This window comes from Anaerotruncus sp. G3(2012) (assembly GCF_000403395.2).
GTDB lineage: Bacteria > Bacillota > Clostridia > Oscillospirales > Ruminococcaceae > Anaerotruncus.
In genome coordinates, this window is the sequence record NZ_KE159657.1 from 595,698 (window position 1) to 619,823 (window position 24,126).

Genomic DNA, 24,126 nt, shown 5'->3' on the forward strand with positions numbered 1-24,126 from the left:
AAGGGCAGGCGGTAGTCTGTCCTTCTTCATTTTTATAGCAGCTTGGAACGCAAAGAATTGCTTGTTTTAGCACGATTTTCGATCGTCCGCTCGAGATCGCGGCTGCAATATTCGTTAAACAGCACGTCGATTAGGTAGAGCTGGGCGATCTTGGCGGAAAGAGAACCCTGTTGCAAGGGGCCTTCATTCGCCCCGCAGATCAGGATCGGGCTGGCATAGGAGGCGCCTGGAGAATTGGGAAACCGGGTAATGAGGATCATGCGCGCGCCGTTCTGGCGCAGCAGCTCTCCAATCTCGGAAAGCTCACGGGTTGCCCCTGAAAACGAAAAATAGAGGACTGCGTCCTGCGGGCCAAGCAGGGAAGCGGTATAAGCCTGCATGTGCACATCGGAAATCCAATGGAATTTGTGGGTGACCGATGAGAACCGGCCCCACGCCTCCATCGCAGTAATAGAGGAGTTGCCCTGCCCGAAACAGTAGACGCACCTGGCCTGAAAGAGGCAGTCGACCGCTGCACGAATCTGCTCAGGCTCGATCAGGGTGCAGGTCTGCTGGAGTGCTTCGGTTCCGATATAGCAGAGTTTTCGGCATTTTTCCTCAATACTGTCCTCAGCGTGCACCTCCCCGCACATCCCGTACCGCTCAGACGCCGAGCCCCCTTCCGGGGAAAGCACCGCAAGTGCGACCGCCATTTTAAAATCGTGGAATCCCTTGCAGCCAAGCGACCGGCAGAACCGGGTAACAGTCGCTTCGGCAACGCCACAATTGGCAGCCAGTTCGGAGATCGTCATACTCTGAATCTCCTGTTTGGCCTTGAGGATGTAATCAGCGACCTTGTTTTCCGATCGTGTAAAAAAATGATAGTTCTGGATGACTCTATCCAGGATGTTATCCATATCGTTTCCGCCTTTCGCAATGGTGCAAATTGTCACGATTACTTTTCAATTATATAGGCAAGGTGCAAAACTTACAAGATATTTTTATAAAAGTAAAAAAAAATAAGCGAAATAGACAAACTTTGAATAGAATTTTCGTAGACAATTATAATTGAAAATGGTTTTCATCGGGTCTATAATGAGGTTAGTATTTTACCCAGTGCTTTATGTCAACGGCACATAAACCAGAAAGTTCCAAAAGAGGAAGGAGAACAACCCAATATGAAAAAGATGTGGAAACGCGCGCTCAGTACGCTGCTCGTTCTGGCAATGACGGGGATGACTGCCTGTGGGGGTTCGGGCAGCGCTCCGGCGGCAGACCCCGGAGCAGCATCGTCGGCGGCGCCCAGTGCGGCACAGCCTGCGGCTCCGGCTCCTTCGGCGGACGGCGCGAAGATCATCTATTCCAACGGCGGTCCGGAAGAGTTCTTTGAGACCCCGTGGCTCAACCCGGGTACTTATACCTATTCCAAAGCGCTTTATTCCCACCTGATCGTGGCGGATGAAAACCTCAGCCCGATCCCTGACCATCCCGACGCACTGGCAACCTATTCCTACAGTGACGACGGCAAGACCCTGACCTTCGAACTGCGCGATGACGCTTACTGGCACGACGGTGAGAAGATCACCCCGGAGGACATCAAATGGAGCATTGAGTACGTCTCGAAAACCGCAGTGGTCAACCCGGTGTTCCTCGCGACTTTCAAGGCGATTGCGGGAAGCACCGATGCAAATGGCGACATCAACGAGACGTTTGACGGCATTGTGATTGATGGACAGAAGATCACGATTGCGTTTGACAGCATCGCGCCCGACGCTCTGCTGACCTTCACTCAGTTCGCTCCGGTTCCGAAGAAGTGTTTCGCGGATGTGGATCCGCTCCAGGTCCAGCAGGCTCCTTACTTCCAGAAACCGATCGGCTCCGGCCCGTTCATGGTAGAGGACGTGCAGATGAAGAACTATGCGATTCTGGCTCCGTTTGACAAGTACTACAACGGCGTTGCGGACTTCAAAATCCAGCTCCTGCCGAGCGCGGGCGACAGCGACCCGAACATCGTTACCCGCGCCAAATCCGGCCAGCTTGACTACGGCTACACCAAGATGATCTCGGACGTTCAGTCGCTGGAGGGCACTCCGGGCATCACCATCACTCCGGTTGACGTCCGGTATACCCGCCTGCTCTACCTCAACAAATTCTCCAAGACCGATGGTACTCCTTCGCCGCTGGCAGATGCGCGGGTACGTCAGGCGATTCGGTATGCGATCGACATGAAAACGATCTGTGAGACCCTGTTCCAGGGTTCGGCGGTTCCGGCAAACAGCCTGATCCCGGGCGAAGCGGACAAGGCGTCTGGGCTGGAAAACTATGACTACAATCCGGAGAAAGCCAAGGAGCTGCTCGCCGAGGCAAACTGGGATCCGAATACCACCCTCAAAACAGTCTATTACTACACCGATCAGGCTACGGTCGATCTGATGACGGCAATCCAGGCGTTCCTGGGACAGGTCGGTATCAAGATGGAATTTGAGCTGGTACAGGGCGACCTTGCAACCCTGCTGTGGGCGGCTCCGGCGGACCAGGTCAACGGCCCGACAGCGGTCAACTGGGATATGTGCTATGCGGCAAACGCAGCGCTCTCCCTGCACGAGTATTATGACCGTTACCGCACCGGCTCCCCCACCAATTCCCATACCCCGGAGGACGCAAAGCTCAACGAGCTGATCGACGCGACCAACGCTTCCCCCAAGATGGAAGAGCAGATTGCGGCTTTCAAAGAGCTGTCTAAATATGAGAACGAGTCAATGTTCACAATGGCGCTTTATTATCAGCCGATCTTCCTGATCACCAGCGACCGGATCGGTGATATCAAGAAAGCGAATCCGCAGTTCAATTATGACTGGGATATCCAAAACTGGACTGTTGGATAATCTGGATCACGGCGCCTCAGCGACATAAACCCTGGTTCCGCTGCCCGTTGTGTGTTTCTCGGGCGCGAAACAGGCTTCGTTAGGAAGAGGCGGCGGATGCCGCCTCTTCCTTTTACCCTATTTTGATCCCAAGGAGGGTGGAAAATGCGAAATACGCTGCAATACGTCCTGAAAAAACTGTTGTTGATGATCCCGATGGTGCTCGTCATCACATTCCTGATCTACTGGGGGCTGGATCTTACGCCGGGCGACCCGATCTCGTATATGTTCTCGCCCGACCAGCTCGCCAACATCGACCCGCAGAAGCTTGCCGAGATGCGTGAGCTTTACGGGCTGAACGACCCGTTTTTCCTTCGTTATCTGAAGTGGCTCTGGCAGCTTTTGCAGGGCAATTTCGGATATTCGATCACCAACGGCGTAGCGATCAAAGACCTGCTTGCCCAGCTTTTCCCGGCAACGCTTGAACTTTCGCTTGCGGCGCTCTTCATCTCGACCATACTCGGAAGCGTGCTGGGCATCCTGAGCGCACTGAAAAAAGGCTCGCTCGGCGACAACCTGCTCACGGTTGCGGGTATGATCGGCGTTTCGATCCCGCAGTTCTTCTTTGGCATGGTCTGCATCGTGGTGTTTGCACTCAACCTCGGCTGGCTGCCGATCGGAGGACGCACCGCTCCCGGTATGACCGGGGCATTTGCCCATCTGAAATTCCTGATCCTGCCCGCGAGCGTGCTTGGTATCTCGCTGACAGCTGGCGTCATGCGTTATGCCCGTTCAAGTATGCTCGACACAATGAACAAGGACTACATCAAAACCGCCCGCGCCAAGGGGCTTCCCGAGTGGCGGGTCAATCTGGTGCATGGATTCCGTGTCTCGCTCACGCCAGTGGTGGTTCTGATCGGATTCCGTCTGCCGACGCTGATCGGCGGTTCGGTGGTTATCGAGACGATCTTCCAGTGGCCCGGCATCGGCAATGCGTTCAAAACGGCTGTTACCGGCCAGAACTATCCGTTGGTCATGATGATTGCGCTGTTCTCGGTGCTCGCGGTGCTGATGGCGAGTTTCCTGGTGGATATCCTGACGGCAATCCTCGACCCGCGTGTCAAATTGGAATAAGGAGGGCGCAAACATGACGGCTGAACTGACCAGGAAAAGAACCCGGCTCGACCGGAAGTTTGACAAACTGCGCGATGCGGAGGAAGCGGGCCTGCTCAAAAGAAGCAAAATGAACCGTTCGCTGCGCAAGATGCTCGGCAACCGGCTGGCGGTGATCGGCGTGGCGGTCTTTGCGATCATCTTCCTCGCCTGCCTGCTTGCGCCAGTCATCTCCTCCTACGATCCCCAGATGACCGACCTCACCCAGATGACGAAACCGCCCTCTATGCAGCATCTGTTCGGCACCGACAAGCTCGGGCGGGATGTCTTTACCCGCACCCTTTACGGCGGGCGGCTCTCGATGTTGATCGGGCTTGGCTCGGCGATGGGCGCGGCGATTATCGGCGTGCTGCTCGGCTGTTATGCCGGCTACAAGGGTGGCCTGCTTGACCAGGTGATCCTGCGGCTTTCCGAGGTGTTTATGTCCTTCCCGCAGCTGATCCTCGTAATTATGCTCGGCTCGATCTTCGGGCGCGGGCTTTGGAACCTCGTGATTATCTTCATCATCACTGGCTGGGGCGCTGTCTACCGGCAGGCTCGCGCCAAGATGCTCTCGCTGCGTGAAGAGGAGTATGTACAGTCGATGAAGGCGTTTGGCTTGAACGATTTTGTCATCGCCTACAAGCATATGCTCCCGAATGCGATCGGACCGGTCGTGGTCAACCTGACCCTTTCGACCGCAATGTTTATCCTCGATGAGGCTGCGATGAGCTTCCTCGGTCTGGGCGTCCCGCCCGAGGTCGCGACATGGGGCAACATCCTGAACGCGGCGCAGGACCTTTATGTCATGCAGAATTACTGGTGGATGTGGTTGCCGGTTGGTATCGTGGTATCCCTGTTCGTCATCTCGATCAACTGTATCGGCGATGGCCTGCGCGATTCCACCGACCCGACCCAGCAGGGCTAAGGAGGCGACACGATGCAACAACAGGCGATTATTACGGTCAAGGATCTTAGAACCTATTTTTATTCGGATAAACGCTGCAACAAGGTGCTCAACGGGATTTCGTTTGAGCTTTATAAAGGACGCACCCTCTGTGTGGTCGGGGAATCCGGCTGCGGCAAGAGTGTAACCGCTTCCTCGATCATGCAGCTTCTGCCCAAGCTCTCGCGGATTGAGAGCGGCAGCATCACCTACCATGCCCCCGATGGGGATATCCGCATCGACCTGCTCGAGCGCAACGGCAAGGAGATGCGCTCCCTGCGCGGCGCGGACATCGCGATGATCTTCCAGGACCCGATGACTGCGCTCAACCCGGTCTATACGATCGGCTACCAGATCGGGGAGAATCTTAAATACCACACCACGCTCGATAAGGAAGCCCGGCGCGCCCGCACCCTTGAGCTGCTGACCCAGATGGGCATTTCCACTCCGGAAAAGCGGATCGACCAGTATCCGCACGAGTTTTCGGGCGGTATGCGTCAGCGTGCGATGATCGCGATGGCGATGAGCTGCAACCCGAAGGTGCTGATCGCCGACGAGCCGACCACTGCGCTCGATGTGACGATCCAGGCGCAGATTTTCGAGCTGATGGAAAAGCTCAAGACCGAGCATGACACCGCAGTCATGCTGATTACCCACGACATGGGCGTGGTGAGCGAGCTTGCAGATGATGTGGCGGTCATGTACATGGGCAACATCGTCGAGCGGGGATCGGTCAAAGAAGTGCTCAAGCATCCGGCACACCCGTACACCTCGGCGCTGCTGCGGTCGATCCCGGTGCTCCATAAGGGCAAAAACCAGAACCTCCAGCCGATCCGCGGCTCCACACCGGACCCGTACGACCGTCCGAAGGGGTGCCAGTTTGGCCCGCGGTGCGATTTCTTCTGTGAGAAGTGCAACGAGATGCCGCCCGAGTCGCCCGTCTGCGCGGGGCATTCGGTCCGTTGCTGGAATGCCGATCAGGTCTATGGCAGCGTGGCGAAAGCCGGGTCCGAATCAGAAAGGTGAGGTGAAGAGGATGAGTGTAGCGAACAAGGAAATCCTGCTTGAACTGAGGGGCGTAAAGACCTTCTTCCCAATCCGCAGCGGTTTTTTCAACAAGATAACAGACCATGTTAAGGCGGTCAACGACATCGACCTCGACATCTACCGGGGGGAAACGCTCGGGCTGGTAGGGGAGTCGGGCTGCGGAAAAACCACCCTCGGAAAATCGATCATCCAGCTGGTCCACGCCACTGACGGCACCATGATGTATGATTTCGGTGAATCGGGCGGCGGCAAAAAAGACCTGCGCAAGCTTTCCAAAGAGGACGAGCAGATGCTTCATAAACGCGCGCAGATCGTCTTTCAGGACCCGTACTCCTCGTTAAACCCGTCGTTCACCATCTTCCAGTCGCTCGCGGACCCGCTCCGGCACTTCGGCGTCAAGGACAAGGAGGAGCAGCGGAAGATCATCGGTGATATCCTTGAGGCGGTCAACATGCGCCGCGAGTATATGGATCGCTATCCGCATGAGTTTTCGGGCGGCCAGCGGCAGCGCATCGGCATTGCGCGGGCGCTCTGCGTCAACCCGGAGATGGTCGTCTGCGACGAGGCGGTTTCAGCGCTCGACGTTTCGATCCAGGCGCAGGTGCTCAACCTGCTGATGAAGCTCAAAGAGGAACGCAACCTGACTTATATTTTTATCACCCACAACCTGAGCGTGGTCGAGTATATCAGCGACCGGATCGCGGTCATGTACCTTGGGAAGATTGTCGAGCTGGCGGATACCGAGCAAATCTTCGACAATACGATGCATCCCTATACCGAGGCGCTGCTTTCGGCAATCCCGATTGTTGACCCGGACCATAAGCACAGCCGGATCGTTCTCGAAGGCGACGTGCCCAACCCGGTGCGCCCGCCGGACGGATGCCTGTTCCATCCACGCTGCAAAAAGTGCATGGAAATCTGTAAGAAAGAGCGGCCGAAGCTGATTAAGCACACGGTCGAGGGCAAAGACCACTTCTGCGCCTGCCATCTGTATGACAATGGCGTGGCGCAAAAAGGGTGAGCCGCGCAGCAGAGAGGGAGGCTGTGCGGATTTCGGTAGATCACGTCTGTGATGTGCTGGTTGCGGGCGCCGGGATCGCCGGAATTATGGCCGCGATCGAGGCGGCAGAGGCCGGTTGTTCGGTGGTCCTGCTGAGCAAGGGGGAGACCTTTTCCGGTTCGAGCTTTTATCCTGGGACGTGGGGACTTGGGCTGATCGGCCCGGCAGACCCATCCGACCGGCAGGATCTCGCAGCCACCATCCGTGAGGTCGGATGCGGCATGGCGGACCCCGCAATGGTGGAGACGTTCGTGGACGGGATTTCCCCGGCAATCGAACGGGTCCGCGGGATGGGGGTCAGGCTTCGCCGCGCGCAGAGCAGTGAAAAGGAGTTTATCCCCTGCTTTGACCATAAGCATCGGGACTGGAACGGCATTGAGTTTGCGAGCGCGCGGGAGGTATTCTCCCAGCGGATGGATGCGCTGGGGATCACCCGGCTGCCCCATTGTGAACTGCTCGAGCTGGTCGTCCGGGACGGGTGTGTCTGCGGTGCAATCGCAGCGGAGGGGGATTCCCTCCGCTGTTTTGGCTGCAAGGCGTTTGTATTGGCGACCGGTGGGTACGGTTCCCTGTTTGAGGAACGGCTTTGCACCGATGATGTCGAAGGGATTGGGCAGGCGCTTGCGCTCCATGCGGGATGCACGCTGGTCAACCTTGAATTTATGCAGATGATGCCGGGTTACCTCTCCCCGGCGTACAAAACCATCTTTAATGAAAAGACCTTCCGGTTCACCCAGCTTTCGCATCCAGACGGCAGCCCGCTGCTTGATGCGGAAACCGAGAAACTGCTTGTCCAGCGCTCGACCCACGGGCCGTTTACCGCGCGCTTGGGCTCCAAACTGGTCGACCTCGCAATCTTCCGCGCCTGCCTTGCGGATAAATCGGGCGTGACAGTACGGTATCAGGAGACGCTTCGTCAGAATCCGCCTGAGTTTGTCAAAACCTACTTCGACTGGCTTGCAGAAACGAAGCATCTTACAATGGATGACCCAATTCAGATCGGGATTTTTGCGCACGCGGCGAATGGCGGGGTTCGGATTGCGCCGGATGGTTCTACCGGCGTCCCAGGGCTGTTCGCCTGCGGGGAAGCTACTGGTGGGATGCATGGAGCGGACCGGATTGGTGGGCTTTCGACCGCGAATGGACTGGTATTTGGCGGCAAGGCCGGGCGTGCGGCAGCGGTATTTTGCCGGCAGGCGGAGTGCCCTCCTGTAGATGTTCTGTTTGACCTGTGGCATACACCGGCCCCTGGACAACCGCTCGAATGCCTGCGGGCGGCGATGACCCGGGCGGCGATGATCGAACGGGAGGAGACCGGTCTTGCGGCCGCGGAACAGGAGGTCACCGAGATGCAGAAAGGGCTGGCCAAAATGCCGGGCGGTGCGGTGCGGCAGGTTGCAGAGTCGCGCAGGCTGGCGCTGCGGTTCGAGACTGCGCTTGCGATTCTCAAAGCCGCGCGGCTGCGGCGGGAGAGCCGAGGCTCCCACTATCGAAGCGACTTCCCGCAGCAGGATCCGGAACAGGCATACCCAATCCTAGTCAAGAAAACAGACAGCGGAACCACCGCCCAATTTCAGGAGGGATGGCAGGGATGATTACCCCGCAGGAATTAGAACAGTTAAAAACCTATCAAGGTACAAACCCCATGCCGGAAGACTTTGATGCCTTCTGGGCAGCGCGCATGGAAGAGGCGGAGTCGGTCCCGCTCGACTGGGAACTAAACCCGGCGGCGGTCCCATCCTACCCGACCTGCGATTTCCTGGACCTCTGGTTTACCGGAATGGGCGGCGCGCGCCTTTATGCGAAATATCTCAAGCCACGTTTGGATCAGCCGGTCCCGTTGGTACTCCAGTTTCATGGGTACCCAGGGGCGGGCAGAAGCTGGCTCGAGCAGGCGTCGTTCGCGGGGATGGGCTGCGCCCTGATCGCGCTCGACTGCCCGGGCCAGGGCGGACTGGGGCAGGACATCGGCGGCTACACCGGCACGACGGTCACAGGGCATATTGTGGCGGGCCTGGATGGCGATCCCAAAGAGATGTACTATGTCCGCCTGCACCAGAATATCCGTATTCTGGCGCGGATCGTCCGGAAGCTGGAAGGGATCGACCTGAACCGGGTCTATGTCAATGGTGCATCACAGGGCGGCGGCATCGGGATTGCATGTGCCGCGCTCAATCCCGACCTGATCCGCAAAGCAGCGATTCTTTACCCGTTCCTGAGCGACTACCAGAAGGTCTGGGAGCTGGGTGCGGACCAGATTGCCTACGAAGGCATCCGATATTATTTCCGCTGGTTTGACCCCACAGGCGAGCGGAAAACCGAAACTTTTACCAAGCTGGGATATATTGATTCCCATAATTTTGCACATCTGGTGAGATGCGAGGTTTTGTTTGGCACCGGGCTTTCGGATACGATCTGCCCGCCTGCGACCCAATTTGCGGTTTACAACAACCTTACCTGCAAAAAGCAGCATCATTTTTATCCCGAGTTTGAGCATGAGGAGATTCAGGCGTTTGATGATCTGATTCTCGATTTCTTCGGAGGGGGGGAGACGGTGTGAGCATTCCCGAGACAGTCAAGACACTCGAAAGCTACTCCGGAAGCTCGTTCTGCCCGGAGGATTTCACCGCGTTCTGGAAGGAGCAGAACCAGAATGCGGCCCAGCCCCGTCCAGTGGTTTGGAACCGGGTTCCCTTCCACAATCCGATGGCTGACTATTGGGAGCTGTCCTTCCCTGCAACCGATGGGGAACTGCTGACCGCGCGTTTTCTGCGGCCGAAACAGGGGACGCCGGCGCCAGTTGTACTGATGTTTCATGACCATGCACGCAGGACGCGCGGCTGGCACCATATGACCCGGTTTATCGCGCTGGGTTATGCGGTGCTGGCGCTGGAAAACAGGGAAGGCTGCTACAGTCTGACCAAAGGATGGGAGGATGGGCCTGCCGGGCTGTCACTCACACAGCTTTATACCGACGCACTCACCGCCGCCCATCTCGCAGGGACACTCCCGGGGGTAGACAGCACGCGGATGCTGGCATGGGGCGAAGGGCTTGGCGGCGGGCTGGCAATCGTGACCGCCGCAATGCTCCCGGATCGGGTCGTAAAGTGTGCCGCTCTGCATCCAATGCCCGCAGATTTTTATAAGGTGTGGGAATCCGGTGTGCGCGAGGGGCTTTGCGCCGGACTGCGGGAGCAGTTCCGCAATGACGATCCGGCCCACGACAAGGAGGAGGCATTGTTCCGGGCGCTCGGCTACGTGGACCTTTGCGGTTTTGCTCCACTTTTGCGTGGGGAATTGCTGCTCGGTACAGGGCTGATGGATACTGTTGCGCTGCCTGCGGCACAGTATGCGGTCTACAATCGGGCAGGCTGTCCAAAGCGGCATCTGGTTTATCCGAACTATCTGCACGAACGGATCAACTTTTTTGAAAATGAACTGGTCGGGTTCTTCCGTCTTGCGTTTGATTAAAAAGGTGTAGAGGGGGCTTTTGCGGGAGAAAAAAGCCCTCTTTATCAGAGATAAAAAACAGGGTTCGACGCCTCTCTGAACCGAAAGGGGGAACGATTATGCTGAAGCTCGGATTTGCCGGGATTGGCATGATTGCAAAAAAATATATCGGCCTGATCTGCCAGGGGCAGGTCCCCGGTGTAGAGGTCACCGCATTGTGCAGCCGCAGCCTGGAGAATATCCAGGAAGCAGTCCGCTCCTGCGGGCTGACCAATGCCGCAGTTTTTACCGATTACAGTGAACTGCTTCGTTCGGGTGCGGCGGACGCGGTGGTGATCTGCACGCCGAATGGGCAGCATCCGTCGATGACGCAGGCCGCGCTCGAGGCAGGGCTGCATGTGCTGACCGAAAAGCCGGCCGGCATCTGGATGGATGAAATTGACCGGGCAGTCGCGGCGCTCGAACAGCGTCCGGAGCTGGTGGGCGGCGTGATGTATAACCGCCGGATGTCCAAAGCCTACCGCAAGGTCAAGTCGCTCATTCAGGAGGGTTTTCTCGGCGAGCTGGTGCGCGCAACCTGGCTGATTACCACCCTTTACCGCCCAAACGCTTACTATGCGTCGGGCGCGTGGCGCGGAAGCTGGCAGGGGGAGGGCGGCGGACTGCTGATGACGCAGGTATCCCACCAGCTCGATCTCCTTCAATGGCTCTGCGGGATGCCGGTTTCGGTTCTGGCACGTTGTGGGACGGTCAACCGTCCGATCGAGGTGGAAAACGAAGCGGAACTGCTCCTGACCTTCGCAAATGGGGCACATGGACAGTTTATCGCGTCCGGACATGAGCAGCCCGGCACCGACCGCCTTGAAATTTGCGGGACCAAAGGCAGAATCGTGGTCACCGACGGCAGGGAAGTCGAGATCTGCCGTCTCGCACAGGAAGAGCGGGCGTTTACCATTTCCTGTACCCAGCCGTTTGGGGAAATTCCCAGCACTGTTGAGCGGCTTTCATTCGATGACGGGACGAACGAAATTCAGCAGGCAGCTGCGCTCGCTAACTTTGCGGAGGCGGTCGCAGGGCGGTCCCCCATTATGTGCAGCCTACAGGAAGGGGTGCGGTCTCTCCAGATGATCCAAGCGGCCTATCTTTCTCACTGGAACCGGTCGGAGATGGCGATACCAGCCGATCCCAAAGCGTTTCCGGCTGCACTGGAGGAACGCGGGTTTGGCCGTTCCCGATCAATCTGAAGTTTGGAAAATCCCAAAACAGACGAGAATCCAGCAGGCAGCCCATATTGACGAACTTCTCGAAAAATGCAGAAAGCCGGCACCACCCGATGCTGCGCAGGTAGTTGCCATAACGGGTTTCCTGAGCCACCGCCTTTGGCGATGGCTTTCCTTTTTTCTTCGTATTCTAAAAAGCGGGAAGAAAGAATGGTGAAAGTTTGGCAAAATAATTGGGCGGTGTCCAAAATATTGATTGAAAGATGAGCGGTTTTGCGCTATAATATGCCCAGAAGAATCTATACAGAAGCAAAATGCATTTGCAGCCGTGTTTCAAGGTCAACTGGGAAATGAAGCAAACACGCGGCAATGGAAAACATAAAAAACGAGGATGGTGTATAGGTGGCTACAAAATTTATCGTCCCTCTGCAAAAACTCATCAAGATTTTTAATCTTGAGGTGCTGTACCTTCCGAAGGAAGCTGGAGATATCTCGATTTCTTCCCCCGAAATCGACCGTCCTGGCCTGCCGTTGAGCGGCTTTTTCGATTATTTTGACAACCAGCGGATACAGATTATGGGCAAAAGCGAGCTGGCATTTCTCGAGCAGTTTGATGAAGCGGAGCGTGCCCGGCGGATCGACAACTATTTTGCCAACAAGCCGCCCGCAGTGGTAATCACCCGCAATCTGGACTTCCCACCCCGCATCCGGGATGCTGCGGAGAAAAATGAGGTCGCGCTGCTGCGCACCTCGGAGGGTACTTCATCCTTCCTCGCAGCCCTGATCGCGGAACTGAACGTCGAGCTTGCGCCGCGGGTTACCCGGCATGGGGTGCTGGTCGAAGTATACGGCGAAGGAATCCTGCTGATGGGGGAGAGCGGGGTCGGAAAGAGCGAAGCCGCGATCGAGCTGGTCAAGCGCGGGCACCGGTTGATTGCTGATGATGCGGTCGAGCTGCGGCGGGTCTCCAACAAATCCATCGTCGGTTCCTCGCCTGAAAATATCCGCCACTTTATGGAGCTGCGCGGGGTCGGGATTATCAATGCGCGCCGTCTGTTCGGCATCGGCGCAGTCAAGATGACCGAAAAGATCAATATGCTGGTCCAGCTCGAACAGTGGGATGCGAGCAAGGTCTACGACCGCATGGGCATGAACGACGAATACACTGATGTGCTCGGCATTCAAATCCCATCGCTCACCATCCCGGTGAAGCCGGGGCGGAATATCGCAATCATCATTGAGGTAGCTGCGATGAACAACCGTCAGAAACGGATGGGCTACAATGCCGCGCAGGAGCTGCTCGAAAAGCTCGGCATGGTGGAACCGGACGGTGGCTCCGACTGGAGCTCGTTCTGATAGAGAAAGGAGGCGGCCGCTGTGGAGGTTGTTGCGGAAACTCATTGCCATACCTGCGCGTGTGACCATGCATTCAGTACCCTGTACGAAAATGTACGTTATGCCGCCGCAATCGGGATGCCATTCCTCTGCATCACCGAGCATGCCCCGGCGATGACCGACGGGCCGCATGAGTGGTTTTTCCGGAATCTGCCCAAGGTGGTTCCCGAGCGGCTGGATGGGGTGGTGGTACTCAGAGGTGCAGAGGCGAATATTATGGATTATGATGGAGGGCTGGACCTCTCTGCCCGCTCATTGGAACAGCTGGACTGGGTAATCGCATCCTACCACACGGTCTGTATCCAGCCGTCCACTGTGGAGGACCACACGCGCGGTTGGCTGGCCATAGCGGAAAACCCGCTGGTGGATGTGATCGGGCACTGTGGGGACGCGCGCTATCCGTTCGACATGGATACAGTGATGCGGGCATTTGCCCGGAACGGCAAGATTGTCGAGATCAACGCGCACTCGTTTTCCGCCCGGCCTGGTTCCCGGGAGCGCTGCCGGGAGGTCGCACTGGCCTGCAAGCGTCAGGGTGTGCGGATTGTTTGCAGTTCGGATGCGCATTTTTTTACCGAGATCGGGCAGGTCGGCCCGGCGCTCGAGATGCTTCGGGAGATTGCTTTTCCCGAAGAGCTGGTCTTGAACACTGATTACGACCGGTTCCTCGCGGTTGCGCGGGAAAAATCCGGCAGAAGGCTCATAGAAACAGAATCGGAAAGATGAGGTGCAAAGGATGAAATACTACGTTGGAATTGATCTCGGAGGGACCAATATTGCCACCGGCGTTGTGGATGAAAACTACCAGATCATTGGGCGCGGCCACGCCAAAACCAAGGTATTCCACCCGGCGGAGGAGATAGCGGACGATATGATCGCAACCGCACATCAGGCGATTGCGGATGCGGGGATCACCCTCGAGCAGGTCGAATGGGTAGGGGTGGGGTCGCCCGGCACCGCCAATCCGGAAACGGGGATGATCGGGCTGGCCAATAACTTAGGCTTTCACGATGTGCCGCTCAAAAAAATCCTCTCCGAGCGGATCGATAAGCCGATTCATATCGAGAATGACGCGAATGCAGCTGCCTATGGCGAACTGATGGCAGGCGCAGCCAAGGGTCTGCGCTCGATGGTGATGGTCACGCTTGGGACCGGCGTGGGCGGCGGCATTGTGATCGATGGCAGGATCTTTTCCGGCTTCAACTACAAAGGCGGCGAACTGGGGCATGTCGGCTTGGTCAAAGATGGGGTGCCCTGTACCTGCGGACGGCGTGGATGCATCGAATCCTACTGCTCCGCGACCGCGCTCATCCGAATCACCCGGGAGGCGATGCAGCTCGACCTGACATCCAAAATGTGGGAGATCACCGGCGGAAGCCTTGATCCGGTCAACGGGCGCACAGCGTTTGACGCGATGCGGATGGGGGATAAAGCGGGCGCCGCAGTGGTCGATCAGTACATCGACAACATCGCCAACGCGATCTCGGGCATCATCAGCCTGATCCAGCCGGAAGCTCTGGTGATCGGCGGCGGCATCTGCAAGGAAGGAGAGCCGTTCTTCGCACCGATCCGGGAGCGCACCTATCCGCAGACGTTCAACCATGACCCGAACAACTGTGCGGCGATCCTACAGGCCAAACTGGGCAACGACGCGGGGATCATCGGCGCGGCGCTTTTAGGCAAACAATTTCAGCATATTTAATGGGGGACTGCATGGGTAATCTTTCTGCGCTTCGAGCGTTTTGCGATGCGATTGGCTGTCCGGCGTTTGAGAACGAGCCGATGGCGGCGCATACAACTTTAAAAATCGGCGGGCCAGCCGGGCTCTTTCTGCGTCCTGCGGACAGTGCGGTCGCAGGGCAGGTGATCTCCAGAGCGGCGGAACTGGGCGTCCCGCTGGCCTATATCGGAAAAGGCTCCAATTTGTTGGTCTCGGATGCGGGAATACGCGGTGCGGTGCTCTCACTTGATGAACGTCAGGCACACCCGCACATCTCCCCGGATGATCCGGAAGTGGTGGTCTGCCCTGCCGGGGCCAGCCTGACTGCGCTTTGTGTTTTTGCCTGGCGCAGCGGCCTTTCGGGGCTTGAGTTCGCCTACGGAATCCCCGGAAGCGTGGGCGGGGCAGTTTGCATGAATGCGGGCGCTTACGGCGGGGAGATGGCGGACGTTCTGCAAAAGGTGGTCTATCTGGATGCGCTGGGCGCCCCGCATGAACGGGAGGACCTCGCGCTCGGCTACCGGCGGAGCTGGTTCACGGGCCATCCCGAACTGCTGGTGGCCGAAGGGGTGTTCCGCCTGAAAAAAGGGGACCCGGAGGAGATTCATGCCCGGATGGAGGACTATATGGACCGCCGCAGGGCAAAACAGCCGCTCGAATACCCGAGTGCAGGCAGTACCTTCAAGCGTCCGGAGGGGGCATATGCCTCCGCGCTGATTGACCAGTGTGGTCTGAAGGGGCGGCGGGTTGGCGGAGCGATGGTCAGCGAGAAACATGCCGGCTTCCTAATTAACTATGAGAACGCGACCTGTGCGGATATGTCTGCACTGATCGAACTGGTGCAGTGCGAGGTGAGGGAAAAGACCGGCTTTTCTCTGGAATGTGAAGTAAAACAGATGGGATTCTAGGGCTTGTTTTGTGAGTTCGCGGTGCCGGGCCGGCAGTGCCCCGGCATCCGGAGCAGGAAGGCTGGAGGGGGATGCCTTATGGAATTTGTCATTATTACCGGTATGTCGGGCGCGGGGAAATCCCAGGCAGTGGCGGCGCTGGAGGACATCGGCTACTATTGCGTGGATAACCTGCCGCCGAGGCTGCTCAGGTCGTTTGCCGGGCTGTGCATGCAGGCGGAAAATCAGACGGACAAGGTTGCTATCGTGATGGATGTCCGCAGCCGGGAGGTATTTGGAGATATTTTCGAAGGGGTTTCCCAGCTCCTGGACGACAGGCGTTCGGCGCGGATTTTATTCCTGGACTGCGAGGATTCAGTCCTGATCCGGCGATATAAGGAGACCCGCCGCAGCCATCCTCTAATGGGCAGAGACCGTATTTCGATCGAACAGGCGCTGTCGGCGGAGCGCCCTTTGCTCGAACGAATCCGCGAGAGCGCCGATTATGTGATCGACACCACTTATCTTTCTGCAAAACAGCTCAGGGAAAGGGTGGTGGGCATCTTCCTCGACGACAAAAATCAGGCGATGCTGGTCAACTGTATGTCATTCGGGTTTAAATACGGGCTGCCCCGGGAAGCGGACCTGGTCTTTGATGTGCGCTGCCTGCCCAACCCGTTTTATCTCCCTGAGCTGAAGTACCATACCGGTCTGGAGGCGCCAGTGCGGGAGTATGTCCTGAAATGGGAGCAGACACAAAACCTGATCCCCAAGCTATTCGACCTCGTGGACTATCTGCTGCCGCTCTACCGGGATGAGGGAAAAACGCAGCTCACAGTTGCGGTGGGATGCACCGGCGGGAAACACCGTTCGGTGGTATTCGCGCAGCTTCTGGGGGAACATTTGCAGGAGGAAAAGGTATGGTATCAGATCAGTCACCGTGACATTGAAAAAGATACCAGAAAAGACAAGGAGCAGGGAGATGTCGTTTGCGCACCGGATCAAAAGTGAGATATGCAGCAACAGGCCGTTTCGCCAGCGCCGCCAGAGGGCGATGGCCTGCGGCCTTCTGTCGTTCGGAGGGCGGTTCGATCGGGATGCTATCTCGATCCATACCGAGCATCGGAAGGTTGCGCGGCTCTATGCGGACAGCATCACCGACCTGGTTGGGATAAGCGGGAGCATCACTGTACAGGAGATCAGGCGCGGGGATCGCAGGAGCATTTTTGCAGTAAAGGTTGACAGTTCTGCCGATCGGGCCGCGGTGCTTTTGGCATTTGGGCGGGATGCCGACTTGGAGGTCTGGCCGGTTCCGGATTCTCCTGACGAGATACCGGCATTTTTGAGCGGGGCGTTTCTCGCCTGCGGGGGGATTTCTGACCCGGAAAAGAGCTATCATCTGGAGTTTGCGACCCAAAGGAAGGAGCTTTGCGCCCTGCTTGAACAGCTTCTTGCCGGACAGATCGCCGCACCGAAAGCGACAGTGCGGCGCAATGACTATCTGCTCTATTATAAAGAGAGCGAACAGATCGAGGACCTTTTAACCCTGATTGGCGCGCCCAGGTCTGCGCTTGAACTGATGGAAGTCAAGATCGTGAAAGACCTGCGCAACAAGGTCAACCGGGCCACCAACTGTGAGACCGCCAATATCACGAGGACAGTCAATACAGCGGTGGAGCAGATCGAGGACATCCGGCTGATCGAGCAGAGCGGTGGGATCGGGATGCTTCCCGAGGAACTTCAGGAGCTGGCGCGGCTGCGGCTTTCGGGTGCGGACCTCTCGCTGCGGCAGCTCGGGGAGCAGCTTTCACCGCCGATCTCCCGTTCGGGGGTCAATCACCGGCTCAAGCGGATTTCCGAATTTGCCGAAAATCTGCGTGCGAAAGGGCCGCAGACAGAATGAACACAGGTTCAGGTTTGGGAATGAGGAGGAATGCAGCTATGATCGTAACAACAACCAACAATATTGAAGGGAAACAGGTCGTTGAATACAAAGGCATCGTATTCGGCGAAGTGATAGCAGGTGTGGATTTCGTCAAGGATTTCGTTGCAGGGCTTTCCAATTTTTTTGGAGGGCGTTCGAACGCCTACGAAGAAGAACTGATGCGTGCGCGGGAAGCGGCCATACAGGAGCTGCAACAGCGTGCGGCTGTTTTGGGTGCGGATGCGGTGATTGGAATTGACGTGGATTATGAGGTGCTTGGGTCCAACAACGGAATGCTGATGGTGAATGTATCCGGTACAGCGGTCACTCTCAGAGACATCTGAAAAATCCATTTTGTGCCTCTTGCAGGAAGCCCGGCCCCCAGCGCGGCGGTGATGCGGAATATTGGGTAAAACTTGAACTGTGAAACAGCTTGTAAGCGATCTGGAATTAGTCCGTTTTTGACAACATGACGGATCAAACAAAGGAGGGGATCGGATGACTGTGGGAATCTTCTGCGCGGTTGCGCTGCTGTTGGCAGGGAATCTGCCGTTTTACCGCCGGGTCTCCCGGTTTTACCCGATTGTCGCGTCCGTTTCGATTTTACTTGGATTTGCGGGGGTTCTCTTTGTGCGGGCCTGCCTTGCGCAGGAGCTGCGCGATATGCAGGGAATCTATATCGAGATTATGGGCCTGCAAACCGCTGAGTCGTTTTTTAAGACATTCGCACGATTTGAAATCGGTACAGCAGTCTATGTGGTGCTGGTCTCGGTCTTTTCCGGATGGGTGCTGATCCAGTCGGGACATGCCCAGAGGCCCCGCCGTGTGGTCGAGGCTGTTACAGTGGCATCAATGGCGCTGATGCCGGTTGCGGGAGTGGTTTACAGCCTGTTTCATCTGAGCAAGGCGTTCCATTTTTCCCGTTATCTGCTCTGCGCCGCTGCCTGTCGGATGCTTTTTCTGTTGCTTCCAATCGTTTTCTGCTGGGCGGCACAGGCGCAGATTCGCCGGATTCGGCTGCTGCGGTGGTAGCATAGAGCCGGTATACTTAGAACCCGTATTCACAACCATTCGACGCCGTCTGAGCGGGTCTTTTGCTGGCCTGCTTGCGTTGAAAGACCTTGCAATACACAAAGTATTGCCTGCGTTTTTTCGCCTTGCAGGCCAGCAAAATCCATCGCCCATCCGGCATCCCCTGATTATGAATACAGGTTCTTAAAAAGACCAGAAACAGTCTTTTGTGCCTGCGGCCAAAGGACTGTGAGGGGAGCCTGCTTTGCATCACAGCTTTTCGAGCAGGCGCCCACCACGCGAAAACAGAATGATTTCATGAAAGAGAGGGTGTTATCATATGGGTGATTTTGCGCATCTTCATGTGCATACTGAATACAGCCTGCTGGACGGGGCCTGCCGGATCGAGCGGCTGATCGAACGCGCAAAATCGCTCGGACAGAGTGCTGTGGCGATCACTGACCATGGGGTTATGTTCGGGGTGGTCGATTTCTACAAATGCGCGAAGAAAAACGGGATCAAACCGATTATCGGATGCGAGGTATATGTCGCGCCGCGCACCCGGTTTGACAGGCAGCATAAGGTGGATAATGCCCCCTATCACCTGGTCCTGCTCTGCAAAAACAATACCGGCTACCAGAACCTGATTAAGATGGTGTCGTCTGGGTTTGTCGAGGGGTTCTATTCCAAACCCCGGATCGACCGCGAACTGCTCGAGCAGTACCACGAAGGGCTGATCTGCCTGTCGGCGTGTCTGGCAGGGGAGGTTCCGCGTGCACTCGCTTCGAGTGACTACGAGCGCGCAAAGGAAACTGCGATTTACTTCCGGGACCTGTTTGGCCCGGAGAATTACTACCTGGAGCTTCAGGACCATGGCATCCCGCTCCAGCGGCAGATTTTGCCCGGTCTGCTTCAGCTTTCGAAAGAGATTGGGGTTGGGCTGGTTGCTACCAATGACGCGCATTATATCGAAAAAGAGGATGCAAAGATGCAGAACGTGCTCATCTGCATCCAGACCAATACGACAGTAGATGAACCGGGGAGCCTTGAGTTTGAAACTGAGGAATTTTACATCAAAAGCCGCGAGGAGATGGCGTACCTGTTTGGCAATTATCCCGGCGCGCTCGACAACACCCTGAAAATCGCAGAGATGTGTAACGTTGCGTTTGAGTTTGGGCACACCAGGCTGCCGCTCTTCGTTGCGCCGGCTGGGGAGGACAATGCTGCCTATTTTACCCGTCTCTGTTACGAGGGGCTGCACCGGCATTATGGGGAAACGCCCGCTCCGGAGGTCACCGAGCGGCTGGAATACGAGCTTGACATCGTCCGGAAGATGGGATATGTTGACTACTATCTGATCGTATTCGATTTTATCCACTATGCCAGGAGTATCGGGATACCGGTGGGGCCGGGGCGCGGATCGGGTGCGGGAAGCCTTGCCGCCTATTGCATCGGGATCACCAATATTGATCCAATCCGCTACAATCTGTTGTTTGAGCGGTTTCTCAACCCGGAACGGATCAGTATGCCTGACTTTGATATTGACTTCTGCTATGAACGGCGGCAGGAAGTCATAGACTATGTGGTGCGAAAGTATGGTTCCGATCATGTGGCGCAGATTATCACGTTTGGAACCATGGCGGCACGCGGTGGGATTCGGGATGTTGGACGGGCGCTCGGGATGCCCTACCAGCAGATCGACGGGATCGCCAAGCTGGTTCCGTTTGAGCTGAAAATGACTCTGGATAAAGCACTTTCGGTCTCCAAAGAGCTGAAGTTCCAGTATGACAACGATCCAAAGGTCCGGCAGCTTTTGGATATGGCACGCAAGATCGAGGGGATGCCCCGCCATGCCTCTACCCATGCAGCCGGGGTGGTCATCACCCGCGACCCGGTAGACAGTTACGTTCCGCTCTATAAGAGCGAAGAGACGATGCCGGTCACCCAGTTTACCATGACCACCCTCGAAGAGCTTGGGCTGCTCAAGATGGATTTCCTTGGACTGCGCACCCTGACAGTCATCAGCTACGCACAGCAGGAGGTCCGGAGGGAAAATCCCTCTTTTGACATTGATAATATCCCGCTCGATGATCCGGAAACATTTGCGATGCTTACCAAGGGACAGTGCGTCGGGGTGTTCCAGTTCGAATCGGCGGGGATGCGCGCGGTGATCGCCCAGCTCCGCCCAACCTCACTGGAAGACCTGATTGCGGTCATCTCTCTCTACCGTCCCGGGCCGATGGATTCAATCCCAATTTACATCCGCAACCGCCATAACCCAAGCCTAGTCACCTACAAGCACCCGCTGCTGAAACCGATCCTTGAGGTCACCTATGGATGCATCGTCTATCAGGAACAGGTCATGCAGATCTGCCGTACGCTTGGCGGTTACTCCTACGGGCGTGCCGACCTCGTCCGCCGCGCCATGTCTAAAAAGAAGCACGATGTGATGGAGAAGGAACGGGAGGTATTTGTCAGCGGCGCGGAACAGAATGGGGTGCCGCGCACAGTCGGCAATCAGATTTTCGATGAGATGGCATCATTCGCCTCCTACGCATTTAACAAATCTCACGCAGCAGCCTATGCGTTTGTTGCCAACCAGACTGCCTATCTCAAGGCGCATTATCCGAAAGAATTCATGGCGGCGCTGCTGACCAGCGTGCTTGAAAATACCGACAAGGTGATCGAGTATATCAACGAATGTTCCCGCATTGGGATCAAGGTGCTTCCCCCCGATGTGAACATCTCGGGCGAAGGGTTCACAGTGGCGGGGGATTCTATTCGGTTTGGCCTGCTTGCGGTTAAAAATATCGGCCGAGGGATGATCCGTGAGCTGATTACAGAACGGCAGAACGGTAAGTTTACCGATTTCACCGATTTTTGTGAGCGGATGTATGGCAAGGATATGAACAAGCGCGCACTCGAGAGCCTGATTAAATCAGGCGCGCTCGACTGCGTATGCGGCAACCGGCGTCAGATGCTTGAGGGATACGAACCGCTGATCGACGATATTGACACCTCCAACAAAAACAATATTGCAGGGCAGATCACCCTGTTTGACGACCCAGCCCTTTCGTCGCAGAATATTTATGCGCTGCCGGAGGTGGAGGAATATGACCCCACCCGCCTGCTGGCGATGGAGAAGGAAACCACCGGGCTTTATATCAGCGGGCATCCGATGGCTCGGTTTCAGGAGATGGTCAGCAGATACCAGTGCACCTTGATTGCGGATGTGACCGCAGCGGAGGAGCGCGGAAGCGGCATCCACGACGGGAACAGCATCTATGTGGCGGCGATCGTGAACGGCAAACGGCTGAAATCCACCAGAAGCGGGGAGATGATGGCGTTTGTCCAACTCGAGGACACGAGCGGAAGCGTTGAGTTGTTGGTATTCCCAAAAGTGTTGAACAGTTATTCGTCCCATCTCAGGGAGGGGGCGGTGGTGGTTCTGCGGGCAAAGGTATCGATGCGGGAGGAAGAGGAGGCAAAACTGGTCGCTGACGTTGTCTGGTCGCCGGCGGAGTTCGAGTTGGCGATGAAGGAAGGGACCCTGAATGCCCGCCAGCCCGTTGCTTCCCCAAAAGTTCCGGCTCCCAGCAAAAACGCTGCGGTTTACCTCCGGATGCAGTGCGGCAGAGGGCCGGTTTACGACAAGGTGAAAAATCTTCTGTCGATCTTTGCGCCCGACAAGGAGGATGGGATCAAAGTTGTGTTTTATTTTGAAGAGAGCGGCACCTATAACATCGCCTCAAAGGGGCTTTGGGTGCATTACCACGCGGTGCTTGAGCGGGAACTGAAAAAACTGCTTGGCGAGAACAACGTGGTGTATAAACCATGACCGGGAAAAGGAGTTGGAGGCACATGCAGCATGGAGATAAGGGAAATGTTAACAGGATGGTCAGAAAAATCAGTCTGGGCTTGAACCTTCTGACCATCGCCGTTGGAATGTGGGCAGTATCCGAATGCTATGATTTCGGGGATTTCGAATTCGATTTTGACTGGCCGGAATCGTTTGTTGCGCTTCTGCTCTTTGCTCTGGTGCTGTTCGCCCGGGTCTGGGTATTCAACCGGGATCGGACCCGGGCGATTGCGGCAGGCTTTGCGGGCAGTTTTCTGAAAAACGGATCCCGACATCCGGATTTGCAGCCGCAGGGAATGGCGCAGGATCGGGCAAACGGCATCCGGGAAGGTTGGCCGCAGATGCTGGAGGGCTTATGCAGTTTCAGTGCATCCAGAAACTTTGAAATCAATTCTTCCAATGATGTCTTTTCTGAACTGGTAGGATATACCAAAGAAGAGCTGACGGTGAAGAAACAGACGGATTTTGCACAGCTTATCGTTCCAGAGGAGCGGGAACGGTTCAGGGAAGATGTTTTGCACATCTCTCTGGAGGGAGGAAACCGGAATACCTCCTATCATATCAACTGCAAAGACGGGCGGATAATCCTCGTTTCGGCCTATATGAAAGCGGTCAGGGATTCCAGGGGCAAGATGTGGATACAGGCAATTTTTATCCGGATCAATGAGCAGACGGACGCCTATGAGGAACTTCAGAAAAATGCCAACAGGAGCGAAATTCTGCTTTCGCAGCTGACGGACATTATCTTCGAGATCAATATGGAAGAGGATGCGGTGACCTATTCCATGAACTGGGAGGATAAGATTGCAGCCGATATCCCGCGGAGCCGCGCTTTGGAACGGATTAAAGAAGGCGGAATCTTTCATCCGGATGATGCAGGGCTGATCGAACAGATGCTCCTGGATTGCAGGCAGGATGCGCTTTTAAGAGAACAGAAGGTGCGGCTGTATGGAAAGGATGAGCGGTATATCTGGTGTATAATGAAGCTCTGCGGAGTGAAGGACCAGTCCGGGAAGGTGGTGCAGCTGATCGGCACCATAAAGGACTGTGACAAGGAAAGCGTGGAGATGGAAGCACTGCGCCAGAAAGCTGAGATTGATGAGCTGACAGGGCTGTATAATAAATATACCATTCAGGAAAAGATTAAATCTTACCTGATTGGCAAGCGCAATTCCGAGCGTGGGCTCATGTTCATCATCGACATGGATAATTTCAAGCAGGTCAACGACACCTATGGCCACTATACCGGGGATCTTGTGCTTGAGCAGACCGGGCGCATCCTGAAAGAATTTTCCGAGCAGTATGGTGGAGATGCAGGGCGGATTGGCGGGGACGAGTTTGTCGTATTTTTGTATGCGGTTTCGGATGCAGATGAGGTCAGTACCCGGATTAATGAGCTGCGGGACATCCTGAAAATTGAGATTCCGGGTACCGATAAGCTGTTCAGCGGGAGTATCGGCGCGGCGCTGACCGAATCGGAGGACAGTTTTGAATCTGCCTATATGCGGGTGGACAGTATGCTGTATCAGGAAAAGAAACGGAGCAAGGTGTAACACGGATGAGGATCAGGACAAAGTGAACAGCTTTTTGCCGGTTTTGCAGGTGGTTTCGT

The 24,126-nt window shown here is 56.2% G+C and carries 20 protein-coding genes; 19 read left to right on the top strand and 1 reads right to left on the bottom strand.

The genetic code is table 11. From position 1 onward, the window contains the following. Positions 1-32: 32 nt before the first annotated feature. The gene (locus tag C814_RS08620; RefSeq protein ID WP_016315278.1) at positions 33-896 is read right to left on the bottom strand and encodes a MurR/RpiR family transcriptional regulator; all 864 of its coding nucleotides are present in this window, start codon (positions 894-896) and stop codon (positions 33-35) included. A 261-nt stretch (positions 897-1,157) separates the two neighbouring features. Here C814_RS08620 and C814_RS08625 point away from each other — a divergent pair, with 261 nt between their 5' ends. The 19 genes from C814_RS08625 to C814_RS08715 all read left to right on the top strand — a co-directional run bounded on the left by C814_RS08625 (position 1,158) and on the right by C814_RS08715 (position 24,067). Continuing rightward, a complete protein-coding gene (locus tag C814_RS08625) occupies positions 1,158-2,864 on the top strand; it encodes an ABC transporter substrate-binding protein (RefSeq protein ID WP_016315279.1) in 1,707 nt (568 codons plus the stop codon). Between the two features lie 144 nt (positions 2,865-3,008). Then, a complete protein-coding gene (locus C814_RS08630) occupies positions 3,009-3,977 on the top strand; it encodes an ABC transporter permease (RefSeq protein ID WP_016315280.1) in 969 nt (322 codons plus the stop codon). A gap of 13 nt (positions 3,978-3,990) precedes the next feature. Next, entirely contained in the window at positions 3,991-4,923 is a 933-nt protein-coding gene (locus tag C814_RS08635; protein WP_016315281.1) for an ABC transporter permease, read from the top strand. 12 nt (positions 4,924-4,935) lie between these two features. Then, complete coding sequence (locus C814_RS08640) at positions 4,936-5,967, top strand: ABC transporter ATP-binding protein (RefSeq protein WP_016315282.1); 1,032 nt, start codon at positions 4,936-4,938, stop codon at positions 5,965-5,967. Between the two features lie 10 nt (positions 5,968-5,977). Then, positions 5,978-7,009, top strand: coding sequence for an ABC transporter ATP-binding protein (locus tag C814_RS08645; protein WP_016315283.1), 1,032 nt, complete (start codon positions 5,978-5,980; stop codon positions 7,007-7,009). Next, positions 7,006-8,643: an FAD-dependent oxidoreductase gene (locus C814_RS08650; RefSeq protein ID WP_196809900.1), complete on the top strand. Its 1,638-nt coding sequence runs from the start codon at positions 7,006-7,008 to the stop codon at positions 8,641-8,643. The genes C814_RS08645 and C814_RS08650 overlap by 4 nt, the downstream gene beginning before the upstream one ends. Then, positions 8,631-9,608, top strand: coding sequence for an acetylxylan esterase (locus C814_RS08655; protein ID WP_242828985.1), 978 nt, complete (start codon positions 8,631-8,633; stop codon positions 9,606-9,608). The genes C814_RS08650 and C814_RS08655 overlap by 13 nt, the downstream gene beginning before the upstream one ends. Further along, the gene (locus C814_RS08660; RefSeq protein WP_016315286.1) at positions 9,605-10,519 is read left to right on the top strand and encodes an acetylxylan esterase; all 915 of its coding nucleotides are present in this window, start codon (positions 9,605-9,607) and stop codon (positions 10,517-10,519) included. Before C814_RS08655 ends, C814_RS08660 begins: the two co-directional genes overlap by 4 nt. Positions 10,520-10,617: 98 nt before the next feature. Next, positions 10,618-11,742 (top strand): Gfo/Idh/MocA family protein, encoded by a 1,125-nt coding sequence (locus C814_RS08665; protein ID WP_016315287.1) that lies wholly within the window; start codon positions 10,618-10,620, stop codon positions 11,740-11,742. A 378-nt stretch (positions 11,743-12,120) separates the two neighbouring features. Then, the gene (gene hprK / locus C814_RS08670; RefSeq protein WP_016315288.1) at positions 12,121-13,074 is read left to right on the top strand and encodes an HPr(Ser) kinase/phosphatase; all 954 of its coding nucleotides are present in this window, start codon (positions 12,121-12,123) and stop codon (positions 13,072-13,074) included. 21 nt (positions 13,075-13,095) lie between these two features. After that, complete coding sequence (locus C814_RS08675; RefSeq protein WP_016315289.1) at positions 13,096-13,839, top strand: phosphatase; 744 nt, start codon at positions 13,096-13,098, stop codon at positions 13,837-13,839. A gap of 10 nt (positions 13,840-13,849) precedes the next feature. Continuing rightward, entirely contained in the window at positions 13,850-14,815 is a 966-nt protein-coding gene (locus C814_RS08680; protein ID WP_016315290.1) for an ROK family protein, read from the top strand. A gap of 11 nt (positions 14,816-14,826) precedes the next feature. Next, the gene (gene murB / locus C814_RS08685) at positions 14,827-15,741 is read left to right on the top strand and encodes a UDP-N-acetylmuramate dehydrogenase (protein ID WP_022788245.1); all 915 of its coding nucleotides are present in this window, start codon (positions 14,827-14,829) and stop codon (positions 15,739-15,741) included. A 78-nt stretch (positions 15,742-15,819) separates the two neighbouring features. Next, positions 15,820-16,731, top strand: a complete 912-nt coding sequence (gene rapZ, locus C814_RS08690) for an RNase adapter RapZ (protein WP_016315292.1) — start codon at positions 15,820-15,822, stop codon at positions 16,729-16,731. Further along, positions 16,703-17,623 carry a DNA-binding protein WhiA gene (gene whiA / locus C814_RS08695; RefSeq protein WP_016315293.1) on the top strand — a complete coding sequence of 307 codons (921 nt, stop codon included), beginning with the start codon at positions 16,703-16,705 and terminating at the stop codon, positions 17,621-17,623. Before rapZ ends, whiA begins: the two co-directional genes overlap by 29 nt. Positions 17,624-17,661: 38 nt before the next feature. Further along, positions 17,662-17,988: a putative heavy metal-binding protein gene (locus C814_RS08700; RefSeq protein WP_016315294.1), complete on the top strand. Its 327-nt coding sequence runs from the start codon at positions 17,662-17,664 to the stop codon at positions 17,986-17,988. 154 nt (positions 17,989-18,142) lie between these two features. Beyond that, positions 18,143-18,676 (top strand): hypothetical protein, encoded by a 534-nt coding sequence (locus C814_RS08705; RefSeq protein WP_016315295.1) that lies wholly within the window; start codon positions 18,143-18,145, stop codon positions 18,674-18,676. Positions 18,677-18,995: 319 nt separating this feature from the next. Next, positions 18,996-22,493 carry a DNA polymerase III subunit alpha gene (locus tag C814_RS08710; RefSeq protein WP_016315296.1) on the top strand — a complete coding sequence of 1,166 codons (3,498 nt, stop codon included), beginning with the start codon at positions 18,996-18,998 and terminating at the stop codon, positions 22,491-22,493. A gap of 23 nt (positions 22,494-22,516) precedes the next feature. Continuing rightward, positions 22,517-24,067 (top strand): sensor domain-containing diguanylate cyclase, encoded by a 1,551-nt coding sequence (locus tag C814_RS08715; RefSeq protein ID WP_016315297.1) that lies wholly within the window; start codon positions 22,517-22,519, stop codon positions 24,065-24,067. Positions 24,068-24,126: the final 59 nt, after the last annotated feature.